18 protein-coding genes are annotated in these 21,362 nt (G+C 37.4%); 10 read left to right on the top strand and 8 right to left on the bottom strand.

Translation table 11 applies throughout. The features are described from left to right. Nucleotides 1–37 precede the first annotated feature (37 nt). Nucleotides 38–955 carry a LysR family transcriptional regulator gene (locus I6F54_RS05835; RefSeq protein WP_197118765.1) on the bottom strand — a complete coding sequence of 306 codons (918 nt, stop codon included), beginning with the start codon at nt 953–955 and terminating at the stop codon, nt 38–40. A 116-nt stretch (nt 956–1,071) separates the two neighbouring features. Here I6F54_RS05835 and I6F54_RS05830 point away from each other — a divergent pair, with 116 nt between their 5' ends. From I6F54_RS05830 to I6F54_RS05820, 3 genes are all read left to right on the top strand, one after another. Beyond that, nucleotides 1,072–1,695 (top strand): glutathione S-transferase, encoded by a 624-nt coding sequence (locus I6F54_RS05830; RefSeq protein ID WP_197140233.1) that lies wholly within the window; start codon nt 1,072–1,074, stop codon nt 1,693–1,695. A gap of 215 nt (nt 1,696–1,910) precedes the next feature. Beyond that, nucleotides 1,911–2,759, top strand: a complete 849-nt coding sequence (locus I6F54_RS20445; protein WP_197140232.1) for a DUF2971 domain-containing protein — start codon at nt 1,911–1,913, stop codon at nt 2,757–2,759. A 279-nt stretch (nt 2,760–3,038) separates the two neighbouring features. Then, entirely contained in the window at nt 3,039–3,209 is a 171-nt protein-coding gene (locus I6F54_RS05820; protein ID WP_165727793.1) for an acetyltransferase, read from the top strand. Between the two features lie 38 nt (nt 3,210–3,247). On the opposite strand, the gene I6F54_RS05815 is transcribed toward I6F54_RS05820, so the two are convergent. After that, on the bottom strand, nt 3,248–5,377 hold the full coding sequence (locus tag I6F54_RS05815; protein WP_197140230.1) for an FAD-binding oxidoreductase: 2,130 nt from the start codon (nt 5,375–5,377) through the stop codon (nt 3,248–3,250). A gap of 394 nt (nt 5,378–5,771) precedes the next feature. Here I6F54_RS05815 and nirB point away from each other — a divergent pair, with 394 nt between their 5' ends. The 6 genes from nirB to I6F54_RS05785 all read left to right on the top strand — a co-directional run bounded on the left by nirB (nt 5,772) and on the right by I6F54_RS05785 (nt 14,332). Continuing rightward, nucleotides 5,772–8,345 carry a nitrite reductase large subunit NirB gene (gene nirB, locus I6F54_RS05810; protein WP_197140228.1) on the top strand — a complete coding sequence of 858 codons (2,574 nt, stop codon included), beginning with the start codon at nt 5,772–5,774 and terminating at the stop codon, nt 8,343–8,345. Further along, nucleotides 8,332–8,685: a nitrite reductase small subunit NirD gene (gene nirD, locus I6F54_RS05805; RefSeq protein ID WP_002959861.1), complete on the top strand. Its 354-nt coding sequence runs from the start codon at nt 8,332–8,334 to the stop codon at nt 8,683–8,685. The genes nirB and nirD overlap by 14 nt, the downstream gene beginning before the upstream one ends. A 9-nt stretch (nt 8,686–8,694) precedes the next feature. Then, nucleotides 8,695–9,558, top strand: coding sequence for a uroporphyrinogen-III C-methyltransferase (gene cobA / locus I6F54_RS05800; RefSeq protein WP_197140226.1), 864 nt, complete (start codon nt 8,695–8,697; stop codon nt 9,556–9,558). Nucleotides 9,559–9,832: 274 nt separating this feature from the next. Next, a complete protein-coding gene (locus I6F54_RS05795; RefSeq protein WP_165741033.1) occupies nt 9,833–11,095 on the top strand; it encodes a nitrate- and nitrite sensing domain-containing protein in 1,263 nt (420 codons plus the stop codon). A 269-nt stretch (nt 11,096–11,364) separates the two neighbouring features. Beyond that, complete coding sequence (locus tag I6F54_RS05790; protein WP_197140224.1) at nt 11,365–12,555, top strand: sensor histidine kinase; 1,191 nt, start codon at nt 11,365–11,367, stop codon at nt 12,553–12,555. 58 nt (nt 12,556–12,613) lie between these two features. Further along, the gene (locus tag I6F54_RS05785) at nt 12,614–14,332 is read left to right on the top strand and encodes a two-component system response regulator (RefSeq protein WP_007585212.1); all 1,719 of its coding nucleotides are present in this window, start codon (nt 12,614–12,616) and stop codon (nt 14,330–14,332) included. 153 nt (nt 14,333–14,485) lie between these two features. Here the strand turns inward: I6F54_RS05785 and I6F54_RS05780 are convergent, their stop codons facing one another. The 3 genes from I6F54_RS05780 to I6F54_RS05770 form a co-directional block, all read right to left on the bottom strand. After that, nucleotides 14,486–14,935, bottom strand: coding sequence for a response regulator (locus I6F54_RS05780; protein ID WP_165721826.1), 450 nt, complete (start codon nt 14,933–14,935; stop codon nt 14,486–14,488). After that, nucleotides 14,932–16,386 carry a sensor histidine kinase gene (locus I6F54_RS05775; protein ID WP_197140223.1) on the bottom strand — a complete coding sequence of 485 codons (1,455 nt, stop codon included), beginning with the start codon at nt 16,384–16,386 and terminating at the stop codon, nt 14,932–14,934. Before I6F54_RS05775 ends, I6F54_RS05780 begins: the two co-directional genes overlap by 4 nt. Nucleotides 16,387–16,676: 290 nt before the next feature. Next, the gene (locus tag I6F54_RS05770) at nt 16,677–17,114 is read right to left on the bottom strand and encodes a PACE efflux transporter (RefSeq protein ID WP_197118774.1); all 438 of its coding nucleotides are present in this window, start codon (nt 17,112–17,114) and stop codon (nt 16,677–16,679) included. A 126-nt stretch (nt 17,115–17,240) separates the two neighbouring features. On the opposite strand from I6F54_RS05770, the gene I6F54_RS05765 reads away from it, so the two are divergent. Beyond that, a complete protein-coding gene (locus I6F54_RS05765; protein WP_197140221.1) occupies nt 17,241–18,146 on the top strand; it encodes a LysR family transcriptional regulator in 906 nt (301 codons plus the stop codon). A gap of 16 nt (nt 18,147–18,162) precedes the next feature. On the opposite strand, the gene I6F54_RS05760 is transcribed toward I6F54_RS05765, so the two are convergent. From I6F54_RS05760 to I6F54_RS05750, 3 genes are all read right to left on the bottom strand, one after another. Beyond that, entirely contained in the window at nt 18,163–18,807 is a 645-nt protein-coding gene (locus tag I6F54_RS05760; protein WP_165740824.1) for an MOSC domain-containing protein, read from the bottom strand. 123 nt (nt 18,808–18,930) lie between these two features. Continuing rightward, entirely contained in the window at nt 18,931–19,863 is a 933-nt protein-coding gene (locus tag I6F54_RS05755) for an alpha-E domain-containing protein (RefSeq protein ID WP_007585221.1), read from the bottom strand. Between the two features lies 1 nt (nt 19,864). After that, a complete protein-coding gene (locus I6F54_RS05750; RefSeq protein WP_166377603.1) occupies nt 19,865–21,319 on the bottom strand; it encodes a circularly permuted type 2 ATP-grasp protein in 1,455 nt (484 codons plus the stop codon). Nucleotides 21,320–21,362 lie beyond the last annotated feature (43 nt).

Here is a 21,362-nt window from a genome sequence, read left to right as displayed (position 1 = left end):
TAAATTTAATAGCCCACACCAAAAAGCCTAAAATCACTTAACTGATTTTAGGCTTTTTTGTTTTTGGCTTAGCTTCAAACTTTTCGAATAAAAACTGAATAAACGACGTCACCTTTTGAGCCACAAATTTTCTATGCGGATAAATAGCAAATAAACCAAACTCAAATGTTTTATAATCCCGCATAACCTGCATAAGCTTACCCGATGCAATATCGTCTCTCACCACTATTTCAGGGATTAAGCCAATACCGCCACCCGCTACAACAACCTCTTTTACAGCTTGTGGATTATTAACCGAAACACGCGAGTTTACGCTTGCCGTTAATGCCTCACCACTTGGTGAAACTAGAGGCCAATGACGACCTATTTTAAAGTTACTATCAATCACTGTGGCGTGTTGCTCAAGCTCTTCAACATTCATAGGAGCACCAAAGCGGTTTATATAATCTGCCGACGCACATAAAATTAAAGGATAACTGGTAATTTGCCTCGCGATTAAATTAGAGTCAGACACGCTACCAATTCTAATTGCTAAATCAACACCCTCTTCTAGCAAATCAATTGTTTTGTCAGAAAGCACTAAATCAATACTTAAATCGGGATAGCGACTCAATAACTCAGGCATTAACGGCGCTAGGTTTGATTCACCAAACGACACCGGTGCGCTCACCCTAAGCTTGCCGCTAGCAAGCGCTGTTTGACCCGATAAGTTATCGAGCATTTCGCTGTAGCTTTCAATAACGGGCACTACACTTGCGTAATAACTTTGCCCCGCTTCGGTAATCGAAATTCTACGCGTGGAGCGGTTAAATAATCTAACCCCTAAGTCTTGTTCTACAATGCCCACGTATTTACTAACTAGCGCCTTTGAAAGCCCTAGTCTGTCGCCTGCGGCTGTAAAAGAGCCTGTTTCAACAACCGCGATGATTGTTTTAATGCCAAGAATAGTATCCATGATTGTCAATATAGCATTGACATTAATTCCTTGCTAGCTCGGTTTTTCAAAACTGATAATAGTGAAAGAATAGCGTTACTAAAAATCACTATTCAAAATTAAAAACAGGACTACCCATGAACAACCTAACGCTATACCGTTTTACTTTATCTGGTCATTCACACCGCGCAGAGCTATTTACATCGCTTTTAAAGCTTGATGTAAATATGGTTGATGTGGCACTGCAAAACGGCGCACAAAAGCAAGCTAACTTTCTAAAAATGAATATTTTTGGACAAGTACCGGTACTCAAAAATAACGATGACGTTATTAACGATTCAAACGCTATTTTAGTGTACTTGGCACAAAAATTTGATGCTAACAGAACCTGGTACCCTGAAAATGTTACGGTTCAAGCGCACATTCAACGCTGGTTGAGTGTTGCTGCGGGGCTTGTGGCTTCAGGCCCTGCTGCAGCGCGTTTAGTTACTGTATTTGGCGCGCAGCTTGATCATCAAAACGCGATAAACATCGCCCACACATTATTTAAAACCATGGATGCGTACTTACAAAACCGCGAATACTTAGTAGGCACTCAGCCAACTATTGCCGACATTGCCAACTTTTCGTACATAGCACACGCACCAGAGGGCGGCGTATCACTTGAGCAATACCCAAATATTTTAAAATGGCTAAGCAACGTTCGTAAACTTGATGGCTTTATAGCAATGCCTGAAACAAAAGCAGGTTTACTGGCTTAGTTTTTAAGCTTTAAACACTGTTTTATAAGAGGCTATTTAGCCTCTTTTTTTGTGTGTTTATTTAAATGGAATCTAAAAGCTAGTGCATAATATTTATAATTGGCAATAACTTACAGAGTTTGCTATTAATATAAATTAACAATATGAGGACATTTTCATGTAAAAATAAGGAAAGGTTCTCTGATAAACCTGCTAGATTCTTTGAGGTAAGTATGGTGTTTCCAACAGATAGATTGTATAAATTCTCTTCATTCAATGAAAATTCATTATCCGCTTTAGCTGATCAAACTGCCTGGTTTTCTGATTTGGATTCTTTGAATGATCCATTTGAAGTATCTGTCAGATATGAAGTTCCTAAAAAAGAATGTGATAAAATTGTTCAATACTTAAATGCTACTGCAATCTATATGGAAAAAAATTTAAATATTTCTAAAGCTGAAGCTTTCGAACTAGCTAACAAAGCCTATCAACAAAATCCTGAAGTATTTTGTAAAGACTTTGAATTAGGTATCGAACATGTTAAGAACGAACATTCGACTTTGTTAGGTTCTCTGAATATATTTTCAACTTCTTTAGATTTACCAGACGATTCGCCGCACAGTGAAAATATGCTGATGTGGTCACATTATGGAGCGGGTTTTACTGGTTTCTGTTTGCAGTTTTCTGCGTCAAATTTTCTAAATTCGATTGAAGAATTAAACCCCGATAGCAAAATTGGGTATTGTAAAGTTGATTATATAACCGCGTCATATGTAGTTAATCCAATTGATTATGCTCCTTTCATTACCGAACAATATTTCAGTGCTGTAAGATTTAAGCACGAGCAGTGGAGATATGAAGGTGAGTTACGCTTTATAAGTGGTACCAGCGGTTTGCACCGTTATTCTTCTAATGACCTTGATAAAGTATATATTGGTTTTAAAATGCCTTTAAATAAGCGAAAGGTACTTATAGCTATCATTCGCCAATATTTTCCAAATACTGAAATATACCTAATAGAAATAGATAAATCATCATATAAAATTGTTGCAAAAAAAATATTAAAAAAGAATTTAAATAGTTAGTTCGATTCAACTTAACTTCATGAATAAACGTGACATCTATCCTAAATTTTTCTTGAATTGAATATTTTGGTTAAGGATCCGTACTCAAACATCACGTTGACGTTGGTAACGATTCAACTCCATAGCAATACCTAATTTTTTATAAAGCACTTAAAGATAATTTCATAAGCTCATTTTTTACTTAATTTTAGCTGTTGGAGTTATTCTACAACCTCGCCATGTTCTCTTTCATAATATAGACGTATACTTAACTTAATACGTTATCAAAAGGTCGTTGTAATGAATAAAAAAGTAGAAGCTTACGGCGTTTCATCCGTTGATAGACCTAAGATTAAAGCAACTAAAACTTTAGATTTATCGGGTGAAGCAGGTAAGCAAATTGTAATATCTGAAGCTAAGTTAGCTTTAAAAACACATAAAAAAACATTTACTAAATTAGCTCGCATGTAATGACGATAAGGTGACTCAAAACTAAAGTAACGTAAGCTTTATAGCTCTAAATCAAGCTCATCAACGCCTTTAGCCGGTACAGCGCAGCAAATTAGCGCCTGCCCTGCCTCTACTGGGTAACTCACGTTATTGCGATACACCACACTCCCTGCATTTATTTTAACTGCACAACTGCCGCAGCTGCCGTTTCGACAACCAAACTCAGGTTCTAAACCATGGGCTTCGGCTACATTAAGTATAGTGTTATCGCCTTTATTCCAGCGTTGTTCAAAGCCCGATTTACTAAATTTAATTACGGTGTTTTCAGCCTCTTCTACGCTCATTTCTTTGCTTTTAGTAGGCGCTTCGTTTGTGTTGAGTACTTTGCGGTTAATAGCGGAGGGGCCAAATGCTTCAGCAAATATGTTTTTATCCTGCACACCGAGTAATAAAAGCTCATTATATACGTGCTGCATAAACGCATCAGGTCCGCATAAAAAGAACTCGTAATCATCAAGTGGTAAATAATACCTAAACACATCAGCATTTATTCGCCCTTTTAAATCAAAGCTTTCGTCTTTTAAATTAAAGCTCTCATCTTTTAAGTTAAAACCACCGCCTTGCTTTTCATCAAGCACAGGCTGCGATAAAAGTGAATAGTAATCAATTGCCCCGCCACTCGTATCTGCTAACGTTTTCAGCTCGTTGTAAAACGCACGCTGTTGGGCGTTTTTAGCACTGTGGAAAATATGCAAAGGGCGTGTATAGCGGGTTCTTACACCTTCATGAGCAATGTGTTTAGCCATTGAGATCATAGGTGTAATCCCTATTCCACCACCAATAAGTACCGCAGGTTTGGTACTGGTGGGGTCAATAAAAAACTGTCCTTGTGGGGATTTAGCTAAAATAACATCCCCTACTTTTACGTTATTATGAAAGTAGTGTGATACCTCGCCACTGAGCTCTTTTTTAATCGATAACCGATAAAATAGTTCATGCGGGCTTGATGAAACGGTGTAGGTTCTAATGACAGGTTTGCTTTTACTTGGTATTTGCACAGTTAAGTGCTGCCCAGCTTTAAACGGTAACAAGGTTGTATTGTTATGCCCTTCTAAATAAAAGGAGGTAATTACATCACTTTCTTTAATTATTTTAGTTACTTTTAAAGGTTGCCAAGTATGTTTTAATTTTTCGGCTTGGTTGTTTTTATCAGCTTCAAGCCATGTGCCCGTCATTTTAGTGTTAGGTGAGTAAGCATCAAATTTAGCACTAAACGGGAGTAAATTTTTAAGCCACATTCCTTTAGTGAGGGTAAATTTCCAGCCTCGATCTGCACCAATAAAACCTTTAAGCTCTGGGTGCCCATCCCATAAAATTTCAACGCTGCCGGTAAGCATTAATACATTACCCGTATCAAAATCAGGAAATAACAAACCTGCTTTTGGGTTTAATAAAAAGTTACCCATGGTATTAAAAAAATTGTTACCTGCGTAGTCAGGAATCGTTAATGTATTACCTTCGCGCTTTACAAAACCCGGCAACCCACCACGGTGAGAAACATCAACCCCTTCAATTTTTGGATTGTTTTTAGCAGTTATAAAGCTTGAAACAAAAAATGTATCGGTGGTGTCAATTAACGCAACTGCTGCGTTATCAAGTGTATTAAATTCAACTTTTTGTACCGTATTACTTTTAAGTAAGGGATCTCTATTAAACGTTAAGTCGCGCGTTTGAATATACTGCGGACAATTACCAAAGGATTGATCAACACTAAAACTCACCTTATTATCGCTAATTACCTCACCTACACGCACATTTAAACGGTTACGCCTACGCGTGCTTAGCTCAATGCCTAATAAACCAATTGGCGAGCCGGCAATTTTTAACGTGTTATGTAGAGGGTCGTTTTTATCAACCGCATGGGTCATTAATAACGACGTAGGAGTTGGGGCGCTTAAAAAGCCTGACTGCCCCGAAACAATAGATACCCACACATCTGCGTTTTCATCAACACTGCCTGCAACCACAAACGGTAACTGCTCAAAAAATGCTTGATGCTGCTCTGGCATAAACGAGCGCACAGCACGCTTGCCAAATGTTGCCATTATTTCTCGTTTACCGAGTTTGTCTTGTATTGCCAGCTCGCCTTCATGAAAAGGTGAAGCATCTATTGAGTTTGTGTTAGTCATTTCGCTCGTAATTTGTGTGCGTATTTTATGGGTTAAATTTAACTCAATACACAATAAATGATAATGGGTGTTTTATTGACTGATAATGCACAAAACAATGACAATACTTGCACCCTATTAGTGCCAGGCGCGCACCAACATATAACAAAACTGGTTTTATCCTCACTCTAAAAACACATTAAATGCCTTTTAAACAATAAGTTATAAAACTGGCTGTGTTTTTGCAAACATTCTATTAACAAGCCTGTTTTACTTACGGCAAAAATTTAGGTTGTGAACACACTAGCTATTAGCAACCATCGGCAAAGAAGCCCGCACACAGTTATGCATAATGCGTATTTGTGGCGGGCTTTTTTGTTAATTGTATTTAAACCGTCACTTTAAGGAATGCCCTATGCAAACCTCGCAAAAAATACTCATTATTGGTAATGGTATGGTCGGACACCACTTTGTTGAGCAAATGCGCCAAAGCGATGCCAACGCAGACATTACTGTACTTTGCGGAGAAGCTAATCTTGCATACGATCGCGTGTACTTATCAAGTGTATTTGATGGCAAAACCGCTGCCGATTTAGCACTTACCACTCACGACAACTACAAACAGCTCAATATTAATGTGCATACAAGCCAGTGGGTTGAAGGTATTGATAGAGCTGCAAAGGTAGTTACCACGCTAACGGGTGAGCAATACCCGTACGACAAACTTATACTTGCAACCGGTTCGTTCCCGTTTGTGCCGCCTATAAAAGGTAACGACCAACCCCATTGCTTGGTGTATCGCACATTAGAAGATTTAGAAAAAATAAAAGCCAGTGCCGCCGTAAGTAAAAGCGGTGTAGTTATTGGCGGTGGTTTATTGGGGCTTGAAGCCGCAAATGCAATTAAACAACTAGGGCTTGATACCCACGTAGTTGAATTTGCGCCGCAGCTTATGGCTGTTCAGCTTGATGGACAAGGCGGTACGCTACTAAAAAATAAAATAGAAAAACTTGGCGTAACGGTACATACATCAAAAGCGACCAGCGAAATAGTAAAAGGCGAAACGAGCCGCTTTAGATTAAATTTTTCGGACGAGACATTTTTAGAAACAGACCTAATTTTGTTCTCTGCCGGTATTCGCCCGTATGACCAGCTTGGCAAAATTGCCGACTTAGAACTGGGTGAGCGCGGCGGTATTATTATTAATAACCAATGCCAAACATCAGATCCTGATATTTTAGCTATTGGCGAATGTGCCCTGTGGGACAAAAAACTATTTGGCTTAGTAGCACCAGGTTACAACATGGCGCGCGTTGCAGCGAGCCAATTAAGTGGTGGCGAGCTTGAGTTTTTAGGTGCCGACATGAGCACAAAACTTAAGTTATTAGGCGTAGAAGTAGGCTCAATTGGCGACGCTCACGCCAAAACGCCAGACTGTAAAGAACTTATATACCAAGACGCTATTCGCGGCTGTTATAAAAAAATCATACTAAGTGAAAAAGGCGATAAATTACTGGGCGCTGTACTTGTTGGCGACACCAGCGATTACGATACTTTATTACAGTACATGCTTAACGACATGGACTTACCCGAAAATCCTGAGTGCTTAATTTTGCCAGACAGCGGTGGCGCACCGTCGTTATCGGGCAGTGCCCTACCCGATACCGCCACTATTTGTTCGTGTCACAATGTGAGTAAAGGCGACATTGTAGGTGCAATTGATGGCGGCTCATGCGATTTAGCTTCAGTAAAGTCATGCACTAAAGCAGCAAGTGGCTGTGGTGGTTGTGCAGCGTTATTAAAATCAGTTGTTGATAACGAATTAGCAAGTCGTGGAGTTGAAGTTAACAACCATGTATGTGAGCACTTTGCGTATTCACGCCAAGAACTACTGCACATGGTAAAAGTAGAAAGCATTAAAAGCTTTGATGACTTACTAACTAAACACGGCAGCGGTCATGGCTGTGAAATATGTAAACCGGCAATTGGATCTATTTTAGCCTCAACATGGAATGACTTTATTTTAGAGCCTGCCCATGTTGGCCTGCAAGACACTAACGATACGTACTTAGCAAATATGCAAAAAGATGGTTCGTACTCTGTAGTACCGCGTATTGCCGGTGGCGAAATAACCCCCGATAAACTCATTGTAATTGGGCAAGTAGCCAAAGACTTTAACCTGTACTGCAAAGTCACTGGTGGTCAGCGTATTGATTTATTTGGTGCGCGCTTAGAAGAACTTCCTGTTATTTGGGAGCGACTGATCGAAGCCGGATTTGAGACCGGTCATGCTTATGGTAAGTCTCTCAGAACCGTTAAATCGTGTGTGGGTAGTACGTGGTGTCGTTATGGTGTGCAAGACAGCGTTGGTCATGCAATAGAAATTGAAAACCGCTACAAAGGTTTACGTGCGCCGCATAAATTTAAAATGGCGGTATCGGGTTGTACCCGAGAGTGCGCCGAAGCACAAAGTAAAGATATTGGCATTATAGCCACCGAAAACGGCTGGAACTTATACGTGTGTGGTAATGGCGGTATGCGCCCTCGCCATGCTGATTTATTTGCGACCGATTTAGACACACCAACACTCATTAAATACATTGACCGCGTAATTATGTTTTACATTAAAACGGCTGACAAATTACAGCGTACGTCGGTGTGGATGGAAAACCTTGAAGGCGGTTTAGATTACCTTAAAAGCGTAGTAATTGACGACAGCTTAGGTATTTGCAACGAACTAGAAGCGCAAATGGAATTAATTACACAAACCTATGCCTGTGAATGGAAAAAAGCGATTGAAAGCCCAGATTCAGCTAAACGATTCCGCCAGTTTGTTAATAGCCCCGAAACCGACGACAACATTTTATTTGTGCAAGAGCGTAACCAAATTCGCCCTGCTACAGAAGCCGAAAAACGTGAGCAACGTAATACACAAAACCGTATTCCAGTAATGGAAGTTGAAGAGGAGCAAGCTGATGTCTTGGCATAATATTGGAACAATCGACAACCTAGTAGCTAATAGCGGCGTATGCGCATTAGTTAATAATCAGCAAGTGGCTATTTTTTACATTCCACAAAATCCAACGGCTGTGTTTGCTATTAGCAATTACGACCCTATTGGCAAAGCCAATGTATTATCGCGTGGCATTATTGGCTCTATCGATAATAAATTAGTGGTCGCATCGCCTTTATATAAGCAGCACTTTTGCCTAGAAACAGGTGAATGCTTAGAAGCAGAAGCAATACACCTACCGGTTTTTAATGCAAAAATTGAAGACGGCAGTGTATTTATAAGCTCTGAACCAAAAGTTACAACAGCTGTGGCTTAGGGGAATATTATGAATGTACTGTCTTATTTTTCGGGTATTGAAAACGTGTGGCTAAATAAGCTTGTTAATAAACTAACAAGCTCAAATAGTCGCAGTGCTAAAAGCGGCAACGTTTATATAATTGGTGCGGGCCCAGGAGACGCAGAGCTAATTACGGTAAAAGCGCAGCGTTTAATTAATACCGCCGATGTTGTTTTATACGATTGGTTAGTAAGCGATGATTTATTAAAAACACTGCCTAAAAAAGCGCAGCGTGTATTTGTAGGTAAACGTGCGGGTAAGCATTCGATGACCCAAGCTAACATTTGCGAACTACTGGTTAAATACGCGCAACAGGGCTTAAACGTAGTGCGTTTAAAAGGCGGCGATCCGAGTATATTTGCACGTATTAACGAAGAAGCTGATGCACTTACCAAGCATAATATTAATTTTGCTATTGTGCCAGGTGTTACAACGGCTTGTGCTACTTCCGCTTATACGGGTATTCCGCTTACAGCAAGAGACGTAGCGCGCAGTGTTACGTTTTTAACGGCGCAGTTTGCCGATCCTAACAAGCAGCCTCATTGGAAAAATTACGCGTTTATGCCTGGAAACAACAACCCCACTTTAGTGGTTTATATGGGGCTTTCGCGCTTACAAACGCTAAGCAACGGTTTACAATCAGTGGGCTGGCCAAGTAATACACCCATTGCACTAATCGAAAATGCCACTACTACTAAGCAAAAGGTAATTACCAGTACGCTTGAACTGATAGTAAATGAGCATGCTAAACACAACCTTCAAGGCCCTACCCTAATTATGATTGGTGAAGTGATAAATCATAAAATGGCAATTAGCCCTGAGTTATTAAACAGTATGAATGTTAACGCATGATACAAAATGAATAATGCACTTTTCGCGCTTACTACCTCCCCAGGAGTAGGCGCTTTTTTTGTTTTTAATTTAGGTTCAAGTTGTGTGCAATAACATGCTTTAATGCACCAAATAAGTTAAAAGTAATGGTAAGTTAAATTATAGAAACACAGTGATAAACAAAAATAACACTTTAAGCAATTGTATTAGCTTGATTTTAAATTCAATGATGAAATTTATTAATGATTGGAACAGTGGTTGCACTTTAAAAACAAAAAAGTGTGGAATAATATCAATGGCGACAAACAATCCTCTCACAAAACAGTTTTTATTAGCTGCTAAATATCAAGAAATACACGCGCTAAAGCAATTACAAAACAGTTGTTCCTCGCTCACTAAGTTAGGCGATTTTGTACATCAGTTACAAAAAGAACGCGCAATGAGTAATATATTTTTGGCCTCAAATCGAGAGCGATTTAAAACCCAATTACAAGAACAAATCCCTTTAAGCAACAGCGCACAAACTGCATTTTATGATTCTCTTAAACAAACATTTATAAACGACAACGCCGATACGGGCCATACTCGGTTATTTAATTTAATTACCTACAGCTTACAAGCACTCGATGCATTACCGGTATTGCGCAAGCAAATAGCACAACAAAACATTAGTGCAGTACATGCTACGCAGTCGTTCACGCAGTTAATTGCTAGTTTACTCAATATTATTTTAGAGGCAGCAGATGGCGCAAGCGATCCTAAAATAACGCGTTTGTTAGTCGCATTTTTCAATTTTATGCAAGGTAAAGAGTACGCAGGACAAGAGCGTGCCTGTGGTGCACAAGCATTTGCAGCAAGTAAATTTACCACTGAGCAAAAACAACAACTCGCGCACTTTGTACAAGAACAAAACCACAGCTTTGAATTTTTTAATGAATACGCCGATGAGCACCTTTTAAAATGCTTTGCCACACTAACAACGCATCAGGTTAATAATCAGGTGGAGCAACTTAGAAGTTTACTGCAAAAACTCGATGACGAGAATGCTCAACCGCTCTCACAACTGAGCGAAGTATGGTACGAAGTAACCACTACGCGCATAGATATAATGCACAAAATTGAACAAAATATAGCAGATCAATTAATTGATACCGCAGCAATGCAAATAGCCTGTGCTCAACGTAGTTTAAATACAAATAAGCAGGTACTTAACAATATGGCAGAGCAGCACATAGCGCCTTCTTTTGGCCAATTAGCCATTAAGCAACCAAAGCCAGAAGTAGGCCAAAACATAGCGGCCGATAAGCTCAATACTAATAAAAGTATGTACGATTTAATTATTGAGCAAAGCCAACATATAAAACAAATAAACCAAGCGTTACTTGACGCTAAAAAAGTAATTAGTGAGCAAAAGGTCATTCACCAAGCCAAGTACATACTTATTGAGCAGTTAAAGCTCACTGAAGAGCAAGCCCATAAACAGCTACAAAAACAAGCAATGGATACGCATAAAACCTTATTTAGCGTAGCGCAAACAATAGTACAAATGAGCGATTAAAAGTGCTGTTCTTATTGGTTTTGATAAGAACACCACCCCGCTTAGTGCTTATTTACTCAGTTATAAGTTGCTCGCCTAGCTTAAGCCTTCTCTGTATTTAAAAATAGATTTATAACCTACTGACTACAATAAGGTAAGGCTCTTATGTGGAGTCAATTTATAATGCAAATTATTCAACGCATCCAAAATAATCAACTACAATAAGTTAATCATTTGTTACATCTCATTTTATTGAGGCGTATTTATTTAATAGTGTTGTAGGATTTTGAATGCCCAATGTAGAGAGTTATATCGCAGATGTATTATTAATTGATGAACAGCAATTAATTACGCCTGTTGATAATGGCATTCAAAAAAACTTAGAGAGTATTGCTGAGCTAATTTTAACTATTTTTGATGCCACCGCATTTTCTATTGTTGCTAACCTCCCTGAACGTTCCGTTGAGCTATATAAATCCGGTTCAAAAATAACAGTAGCTAAAGAGCAACTATCTGATGACGTTTTTAATGAATCGATTATCGAACATGATCCTAAAATATTTAGAGTGGTATCACCTATTATTTTGCCCTCAAACCTTAAATTTGGATGGTTTATATTTGACCGAGCAAGTGATTCACTACTTACCGAAAAAGAAAAATTAATCTTAAATAGTTTACAAAAAAACTTTGTTAATCAGTTGGTCCAACGTAAAAATTCATTAGATAAAATAAACAGTTCTAAGTTTCACTCAACAATTAGCGAGCTAAAAAAAGACGAAACTGAAAAAGATCGCCTAATCAAAAAATTACAAAAAATGAGCGATGAACTAGATGAATTTACCAGTATTGCTTCACACGATCTAAAGTCACCATTAAATGCTATAAAACGTTTATTAGAGTGGATTTATGATGACTGTAAAGATTTACTCCCTCAAGAGCACCTAGAAAACTTTCAGCTTGTGCTCAGCCGGGCTAATAGAATGCAAGTACTGCTAGAAGATTTACTAAGCTACTCGAGAATAAATAGCTGTGATTCAACGCGTGCAAGCATATCTTTAGAAAGTATTTACCAAGATATAGAACAAATTTTAGAAGTTCCAAAAACTGTCACTGTTGATATACACGCCAATAACGAAGTACTCGATATACCGCTGATTCCTTTTAAAACTGTTTTTCAAAATCTTATTAGTAATGCAATAAAACATAACAATAAAGAGCACCCGGTTATCGATATTTCACTTATCCCCTCTAATCAATATTACATTATTGAGATAACAGATAATGGGCCTGGAATTGACCCTAAATATTTTTCACTCATATTTAAGTTATTTCAGACATTGCAATCTCGAGATGATGTTGAAGGGAGCGGCATTGGACTCTGTATTGCCAATAAGCTCATTATTAATTATGGGGGCAAAATTGAAGTAGCCTCCGATGGGAAACTTGGCAGTACATTCACTATTTATTGGCCCAAAGTTTAACTATGAAATTATCAATTATAAACGAGCATCATGTAGATGCTGCTCTTAGAAGGAACTTATGAATATTTTAATTGTTGATGATGACTTAGTTGATCGCAAATTAATTAAAAAAATGCTTATTTCTGATGGCTCTCATCATCATGACATTACCGAGGTAACGTGCGTATCCGAGGGCTTGAAAGCCATTGAAGACACGCACTTTGATATAATACTACTCGATTATAATATGCCTAAAGAAGATGGCATTGAAATGCTAATTGAAATGCGTGCAAAGCCTAAACTCGGTAACACCGCAATTATCATGATTAGTTCCTCAGAGAACTCAGCTTTGGCTATTGAGTGTATAGAAGCCGGCGCTCAAGACTTTTTACCAAAAGGTGATATAACGAGGGATAGTTTAAATAAAGCGCTTATATATGCCAAAAAACGCTTCGAGGCAGAACAACGTATGCACAACAGTTATCTTGCTGTAAAGCATATGGCAGAAAGGGATCAGCTTACTGGTTTGTCTAATCGATATCATTTTGAAGAAATACTAAAAGTAATGATAGCTAACAATAAACGTGCTAAAAACTGCGTGGCGTTACTTGCTTTAGATTTAGATAACTTCAAAAATATTAATGATACGCTTGGGCATAGTGTCGGCGACGAAATTTTAATACAAACAGTAGAAAGGATTCATAGTTGCCTGAGGCAAAACGAAGGATTTGCACGCTTAGGAGGCGATGAATTTGCAGTTATAATAGGTGGGATTTGCAACATTAATCAAATAGGTATGATAGCAAATAGAATTTTAGCTGAAGTTTCTAAACCCTTTTTACATGAAGGTAGAACTTTAAATTGCAGTGTTAGCATTGGAAGCGCCATATACCCAAATGATGCTACTGAATCTCATGAACTGCTAAAATGTGCTGATATTGCAATGTATCGCTCAAAGCAAAGTGGTAAAAGTAGAATAAGCTTTTACAAAGAGCAATATCAATATGAATTTAGTCGTCGGGTAGATATTCAAAATAGTATAAAAGAGCATATAGAGGAAAAAAACTTTAGGCTATTTTATCAACCTGTTTATTGTTCAAAAACACAAATAATGACAGGTGTCGAAGCCCTGATCCGTTGGCCAGATACAACCGTTAATTATACCCCCGATGAGTTTATTCCTATTGCTGAAGAGTGCCGATTAATAGCCCCCCTTGGAAAATGGATAATTGCGAGCGCTTTAAAGCAGTTATCTTTGTGGCAGAAAGACTATCAAACGCCGTTAACTCTATCTATTAATATTTCACCGATACAGCTGCAAAGAGAAGTTTTACAAACGTATCTATTAGAGACGGTCGAAAAATACAATTTAAAAACCAGTAGTATTATTCTCGAAATAACAGAAACAGCTTTTATGGAAAACAGTAAAGAAGTGATTGAGATATTAACTTCTTTGTCTAATAAAGGGTTTAGAATTGCTTTGGACGATTTTGGTATGGGTTATTCATCCATATCTCACCTTATTTCCTACCCTATTGATATAGTAAAATTAGACAAAAGCATGCAATCGTTAGGTGGAGAAAATAATAAGCGATTAAAAATAATCGAGAGCTTATCTTTAATGCTGAAGAAACTAGATTTTTCTGTGGTAGCTGAAGGAATCGAAACTGAAACCCAGCATCAGCTGTGTAAAAAATTAAATATAGACTACCTGCAAGGTTTTCTCTTTTCAAAGCCTATGCCTGTAAACGAAATTAATTTGCTGCTCGATGACTATAGTAAAAAAATAAGCCTTTAATAAATAGGTTATTTTGAGCCTTTGTAAAATTGAAGCTTAAATCAAACATCTGTGTAACCTTAAGCTAAAAACCTTTGGTTTGTGTCACATACTCAAACTAAAGGCTCTCCAATTGGCACAGCCTAGCGGATTAAAACTTAAAACACATGCAAATCAGCTGTGTTTTTTCAAATGCTGACCGATGACAGCCAATACTTTTTCTTTTAACTCTGCTGCCTGAAAGCTTCCTTTTACAAGGTAACCTTTAACAAAATCGTGTGACATTATAATCTTTTTTTCTTCTTCTCTTTCTGATGAGCTAAACATCATAACCACACACGAGCTGATTTCTATCATCTTTCTTAGTTTAGAAAATTCCTCTAAAAATTGGATCCCATTAACTCTTGGCATATTAATGTCTAAAAATATAAGTATTGGAGGAAATCCATCAGGGTATTCTTTTCTGTTAGCTTCATAATTCTCTAAAAATTCTAATGCTTCCTGGCCATCTTTTTTTTCAAAAATTGTAAGATCTAATTCAGCCTCTTTAATTAATCTTTTAAGAATATACCGGTCAACTTCATTGTCATCGACAATTAATATAGGGGGTTTAATTTTTGTCATGTTAGCTTATCCATTGGTATTATTATTTTAAACGTCGTACCTTCATCAGAGCTTTGCAGTGATACTTCACCATTTAAATACTCAATATGTTTTTTAACCAGCGCCATCCCTAAACCAGACCCCGTACTTGTCTGTGCATGAAATCGCTTAAACATATCAAACACTTCACTTTGATGCTTTTGTGGTATTCCCATTCCGTTATCTGTAACAGTAATAAAAAACGTCTCTTGCTCATTAAAAATATCACAGCGGACATAAGGCGAGTCTTTATTTCTATCGTAATACTTCAACCCATTTGATATCAAATTTTCAATAATTTGAGCAAAACGCGCTTTTTCAGACCTTATAGGTACTGATAGATTAATTGTTGTTTCGAGCGCACAAGGATTATCTTTCATGAGCCAAGACAGTCGTTCTTTCATATCAATAATTAACTGGTTAAAGTCAATTAAATCTTTATCCTCATTACCAATTTCAGCTTTGGCTAACAATAAAATATCAACAACAAGTGTTTCTAACTTTTCCATTTGTTGATAAATAACCAGTGCATTTCGGCTTGCTTCCTCTGTGTCTCCCGCTTTTATATCTTCGATAACAAAATGCGCTAGGGATTTAGCCCCTGACAGCGGTGACTTCAGGTCATGGGAAGCCCGATAAGCAAACTGGGCAAGCTCATCATTTGCTTGCTGCAGGGAAGCTGTCTGGCTGTTTATAATCTCTTTGAGTTCAATACTGTTTTCAATATTTAAAAGATCATTTTTAATTCGCTGTCTAGCCGCGATAACGAGTGCTTTTAATTCACCCGACGTTTTTATATCAAGTTCATCGTCTAGATTAATATTGCTTTCGGGCTTACTTGATAAAAGTAGAGTAAGATTTCGAATAGAGCTCGATATTGTGCGAGAAAGATAACTTATAAAAAGAATATTAAAAAAAGATATGATTATAACAAGTGGAATTAACGTCATTAGTATAAACGATACTGTTTTTCTAATTGGTTCCTCAAACAGCTCCGTGTTTTTATTAAAGCCACTTAGCGAAGTATTAAGATTTAGTAAAAAAGCGTCTCTACTAAGTTCCCCCTTTTTATACTGATTAACTGACAATAAGGCTTTATCAGCAATTTCAATATCGTTTTCACAGATTGTTAATGTATGATCTGTGTTAATAACTTTCATAACAGCATAATTTAACGGGTTTATTTGTTCAATACATTCTATCGGTTGCTGCCTAATTAACAATATATCCGACTCAATGGCATTTATATCTATGGGGATATCGTTTTCTATTTTTTTAACTGACTTGGTAAGTTGATGTGTATACTTTAAATGAAGAAAGTTAAGTTGATGAAACTTAGCTCCTTTAGCTATTTCAAAAGCAGAGTAGACAGTAATACTTATCTCTGCTGCAGTTAATATTACAATAAGCATCAGTTTTCTTGAGATATTCATATACGACACCTATTTTAGCTACTAACCCAACAATTTTTAAATAACACTATAATAATTATAGTATTTATAACCTTAGGTATAGCAGATTTTATCTTTTTTACTAGCTCCTCTATAAATAACAATTGATATTTAGCTTTATTCACTTTTAATAAAAAGATCCTTTATTAGTTTTTTGCCACTATAAAGCAAACTTGGGTAATATTACGCCTCTAAAAGTGCTGGTGCATTGGCAAATATACCAGCAGCTAAATACAAAACTTTGTTAAGTCATGCCATATTTAAAAAGTGTATTAACATGCAGCATTTTTTGAATGAAAAATATAGGCTCGTGTGTGGTCGTACACTAGGTTAAAAGTAAAAGCGTAAAGGGTTATAAAAAAAGTTACGCCAATATCCATTATTAATGCTTCCCATAAGCCTACTTTTAAAATGATTGCCATCACGGGAATAGTAAAAACAAGTAACCCGCCTTGAAATAAAAGCACGTGAAAAATACGGAATAATACAGAACGTTGCTCTTTTGCACCAGTAGCTACTTTGTCAAAACACCAGTTGAAAATAAAGTTCCAACACATAGCAATTGTGGCAACAATTACCATAGTGCCCGATAAAGCCCCTATTGCATGATCTGTAAATAGTGCTAAACCTAAAATTGATAATGACACGGCTAAAATCTCAAACAAAACTGCCTGAAATACTCGCTCTGTTGCCCCCATTTTCTCTGTCATAATGTCCTCTTTTATCTATTAATATTTAAGTGTAGTGATAATGACAGATTTATTTAGTTACAAAAGTTAGCAACTATCACCTATAGTGATAAGATGAATATATAGTTCTAGATAAAGTAGAATAAAATGTACAGCTTAGAGCAACTAAAAATATTTGTAACCGTAGTAGAAACCGGCTCTTTTTCAGCAACAGGGCGAAAGTTAAAGCGTGCGCAGTCGGGTATTAGCCAAGCTATTTCTAATCTTGAAATCGCAATAGATCAAACATTGTTTGACCGCAATAAAAACACTCCCACTTTAACAAAAAGTGGAAAAACCTTGCTACCGGTGGCTTATTCAATACTGCAACAACAAATTTATTTCGATCAAAAGGTTGAGTCTCTTGCTAAAAACAACGAGCAAGACGTAGTAATTGCGATTGACGAAAGCATAAGTAATCACGGAATTTTAAAAATAATAGCCCCCCTTGCACAGCAATATCCTATTACAAACTTTGAATTAATATCGGCTACTACGTTTGATGTAGAAGAACTTGTAAAAATAGGTAAAGCACAAATAGGCATCATATATAGTGATGGTGAATTAAAGGTAGATATGGACTTTTTTTTGCTAGGCCAAGCTCGATTTTTGACGATTGCGTCACCGCAACATGCGCTTGCCAAACTTAATAAAGTAAATAGCAGTGACTTAAAAGCACATAGGCAATGTGCTCACCGTAGCCTTAATCAATCAGAGTTATGGTTTAGCTATGCTATAAGCGCTAAGGTTTGGTACGCCAATACTCATCAAACACTCATAGAGTTGGTAACACAAAATGTGGGCTGGGCGTTGGTACCTGAGTTGGCAATAAAACAACAACTTAAACAAGGTGACCTTGTTGCCCTACCCGTAACACATGAGCAAGGCGGTTGGCTAACGCCTATTGGTTGCGTGGTATCAAGAAGTAAACCGGCAGGCCCAGTTACTGAAAGTTTACTAACCCTTTTACAGCAACATTTTTTAAAAGAAGGTGATTGGAAAGCTAAAGTTTAACAACACTCACACGGCGTTATATTGCGAGCTTCTTTTTAATCTTAGTTTGCCACTCAAGCGCAAGCTCGGGTAGTTCAAGTGCTGCGAGTAAAACGCTTTCATAACCTGGGTATTGTTTATCAAAAAACGCCTGGAACAACGTTTTTACTGAAATGTTATGCGTCGCTTTATGCTCAATAGTGACTGCATCCCCCGTTTTAGCTATACCTGGCTCTAGCACTCTAAAGTAAACACCGGTGTGATAATACTGAGTAAACAGTTTTAAGCTTTGTTTATTATTAAGTGCAATAGTCAATTTAAAGCACGGCACACGAGGCTGACTTACTTCAAGCAGTGCAGTACCCATTCGAATTTGGTCGCCTATATGTATATTCGTTTCATCGAGGTCAGAAATAGTGAAGTTTTCACCAAATATGCCGCTACTTAAGTTTTCGTTTTCAAGAGTCTTCTGCCAGTACTCATAATGATTGTGCGAAAAAGCATATACTGCTTTATCTACCCCGCCGTGGTTAATTAAATCAGCTTGCTCGTCACCTATTATATTTAGCTTTTCAATCGCTACAGGTTCGTTAGTTGGGGTTTTGAATATTCCTGTTCTCACCTCTTTATCATTATGAATAAGAGTTTTAATTTTAGAGATATTAGTCGAGATGATTTTCATTGCGATACCAACGGATGAGGAAGTAAAGATTAATTATGCAGGTTTTAAAATTATTATAAATAAATTTAAGCAAAAAAATGACCGCTTAAGACTAAGCAGTCATTTCACAATATACAGTTTTTATTATTCTGCTTGTTTTAAAAAATACGTTTCGGCCAGTCCGTTATGTATTCCAGCTAAGTCTATTTGTATTTCATCGATAAAGTCATGCAACAGACCATTTTTAAGTACTCGTACGTCTTTATTTTCTAACTCAACAATTGCATCATCAATTGATTTAATAATTTCTGTTGAGTTTGGCAAAGGTAAAACCAATGCTTTTAATTCATTCATACAAAATAAAATAGATCGTGGGAATACTTTGCTGTGCATCACAAATTCTATTACATCTGCACGCTGTACTCTAACGCCCATTTCTTGGCGATACATTTGATAAGCACTTAATGAGCGCAATAAGCTGATCCACTGAATATTATCAAATGGCTTCACTTCTTCTTCATTAGTAATTAACGTAGCTGAGCGAATATCTAAAATTCGCGATGTCATGTCTGCGCGCTCTATAATCGAACCAAAGCGGATAAAAACATAGCCCTGATCGTGATTAATTGTGGCATCTAACGCCCCAAATATTTGATGGGCTGAATCTATAATCTTTTTTAAATAATCAAAACGTCCGCGCTTTGTTATCCCTTCTTTTTGATTATCTTTTACATAATAATAAAGAGAGTTAATTTCTTCCCATACATCTCGCGGTATTACATCGCGGATTGTACGCGCGCTTTCTCGTGCCGAAGTAATAGAGTTTAAAATTGACGAGCTATTATCACTACCAACAAGTAAATACCTTAATGCTTTTTGTTCAGTAAAATCTGTATGGTTTTCTGAATACGCTTTACGCACACCAATAATATCAATTAATGGCTCCCAGCCGGTACATACGCCTTTGGGTAAGTCCATCATCAGTAAATTGTTAACGTTGATTAAACGAGCCACATTTTCCGCACGCTCAATGTATCGAGATACCCAATATAAAGTTTCGCCTACTCTTGATAACATATTATTTAGCCTCTTCGTCAACAATCCAAGTATCTTTACTGCCACCACCTTGTGATGAATTAACCACCAAAGAGCCTTTAACCATAGCAACACGCGTTAATCCACCAGTGGTAACTTGCGTATCTTTACCTGATGATAAAATAAACGGTCTTAAATCGGTATGTCGACCATCTGGTTTATTACCATCAAATGTTGGTACTGTTGATAAATCTAATGTTGGTTGAGCTACCCAGTTTCGTGGGTCCGCTTTAATTTGAGCAATACACGCTTCTTGTTCTTTTTTAGTCGATTTAGGACCAATTAATAATCCATATCCGCCAGATTCATTTGCTGGTTTAACAACAAGCTTATCGATATTTTTAATCACATGGTCGCATTCTTTCGGGTCTAAACATTTGAACGTTGGGACATTAGCAAGTTTAGCTTCCTCGCCTAAGTAGTACTTAATCATCTCAGGTACATAGGCGTAAACTACTTTGTCATCAGCAACACCTGCGCCTGGTGCATTAACTAAAGCCACATTACCTTTAGACCAAGCACGCATTAATCCAGGAACGCCAAGTTGGGATTCTGGTAAAAAGGCTTCTGGGTCTAAAAACAAATCATCTATACGACGATAAATAACATCAACTCGTTGTAGCCCTGTGATTGTTCTCATGTATACACAGTCATCTTTTTCAACAACTAAATCGCGCCCTTCTACCAGTTCGCAACCCATTTCTTGGGCAAGGTAACAATGCTCAAAATAAGCGGAGTTAAACACCCCAGGAGTAAGTACCACAACTTCTGGTTTATCTTGTGGACGAGGCGACATTGCCGCTAGCATATCAAATAATTGTGAAGGGTAATCATCAACAGGTAAAATCGATACTTGCTCAAATAATTCAGGGAATACACGCTTCATTACAGAGCGATTTTCAAGCATATAAGATACACCAGAAGGAACACGCAGGTTATCCTCAAGCACATACATTGTACCGCTACCATCGCGTACTAAATCTGAGCCACAAATATGCGCCCATATTTTATTTGGCGGGTTTATCCCCACGCATTGCTGGCGAAAGTTAACTGATTTTTCTAGTAACCCTTTTGGAAAAACACCATCTTTTATTATTTTTTGGTCGTGGTATAAATCATCTATAAAAAGGTTAAGCGCTTCAACACGTTGCTTTAAACCAACCTCTACGCTTTGCCATTCTTTTTTACCAATAGTACGAGGAATAATATCAAACGGCCAGGCTCTATCAATCATATTACCTTCGTTGTAAACCGTGAAAGTAATACCCATTTCTTTAATAGCTAAATCAGCAACCGCTCTGGCTTTTACTAATTCTTCTGCTGATAAATTAGCAAAAAATTGTGCTAATTGTGTCCCATGCGATCGAACGTTTCCTTGTGCATCAATTAATTCATCAAAGAAACCATTTGTTTGGTACGCTTTCCAATCAATTTTCATACACTCTTTCACCTTATCCATCATAATATATGACGTAGTTAAA

This window comes from Pseudoalteromonas sp. SWXJZ10B (genome assembly GCF_015864475.1).
Taxonomy (GTDB): Bacteria; Pseudomonadota; Gammaproteobacteria; order Enterobacterales; family Alteromonadaceae; genus Pseudoalteromonas; species Pseudoalteromonas arctica.
This window is presented reverse-complemented; position numbering and strand designations above follow the sequence as displayed.

Excerpts from the sequence above, each read along its gene's own strand:
- I6F54_RS05760 (WP_165740824.1), bottom strand. The coding sequence starts at position 18,807 with ATGAAAATCATCTCGACTAATATCTCTAAAATTAAAACTCTTATTCAT.
- nirD (WP_002959861.1), top strand. The coding sequence starts at position 8,332 with ATGTCTTGGCATAATATTGGAACAATCGACAACCTAGTAGCTAATAGC.
- I6F54_RS05820 (WP_165727793.1), top strand. The coding sequence starts at position 3,039 with ATGAATAAAAAAGTAGAAGCTTACGGCGTTTCATCCGTTGATAGACCT.
- I6F54_RS05780 (WP_165721826.1), bottom strand. The coding sequence starts at position 14,935 with ATGACAAAAATTAAACCCCCTATATTAATTGTCGATGACAATGAAGTT.
- I6F54_RS05750 (WP_166377603.1), bottom strand. The coding sequence starts at position 21,319 with ATGAAAATTGATTGGAAAGCGTACCAAACAAATGGTTTCTTTGATGAA.
- cobA (WP_197140226.1), top strand. The coding sequence starts at position 8,695 with ATGAATGTACTGTCTTATTTTTCGGGTATTGAAAACGTGTGGCTAAAT.
- I6F54_RS05785 (WP_007585212.1), top strand. The coding sequence starts at position 12,614 with ATGAATATTTTAATTGTTGATGATGACTTAGTTGATCGCAAATTAATT.
- I6F54_RS05795 (WP_165741033.1), top strand. The coding sequence starts at position 9,833 with ATGGCGACAAACAATCCTCTCACAAAACAGTTTTTATTAGCTGCTAAA.
- I6F54_RS05775 (WP_197140223.1), bottom strand. The coding sequence starts at position 16,386 with ATGAATATCTCAAGAAAACTGATGCTTATTGTAATATTAACTGCAGCA.
- I6F54_RS05830 (WP_197140233.1), top strand. The coding sequence starts at position 1,072 with ATGAACAACCTAACGCTATACCGTTTTACTTTATCTGGTCATTCACAC.
- I6F54_RS05835 (WP_197118765.1), bottom strand. The coding sequence starts at position 955 with ATGGATACTATTCTTGGCATTAAAACAATCATCGCGGTTGTTGAAACA.
- I6F54_RS05755 (WP_007585221.1), bottom strand. The coding sequence starts at position 19,863 with ATGTTATCAAGAGTAGGCGAAACTTTATATTGGGTATCTCGATACATT.
- nirB (WP_197140228.1), top strand. The coding sequence starts at position 5,772 with ATGCAAACCTCGCAAAAAATACTCATTATTGGTAATGGTATGGTCGGA.
- I6F54_RS05765 (WP_197140221.1), top strand. The coding sequence starts at position 17,241 with ATGTACAGCTTAGAGCAACTAAAAATATTTGTAACCGTAGTAGAAACC.
- I6F54_RS05790 (WP_197140224.1), top strand. The coding sequence starts at position 11,365 with ATGCCCAATGTAGAGAGTTATATCGCAGATGTATTATTAATTGATGAA.
- I6F54_RS05770 (WP_197118774.1), bottom strand. The coding sequence starts at position 17,114 with ATGACAGAGAAAATGGGGGCAACAGAGCGAGTATTTCAGGCAGTTTTG.
- I6F54_RS05815 (WP_197140230.1), bottom strand. The coding sequence starts at position 5,377 with ATGACTAACACAAACTCAATAGATGCTTCACCTTTTCATGAAGGCGAG.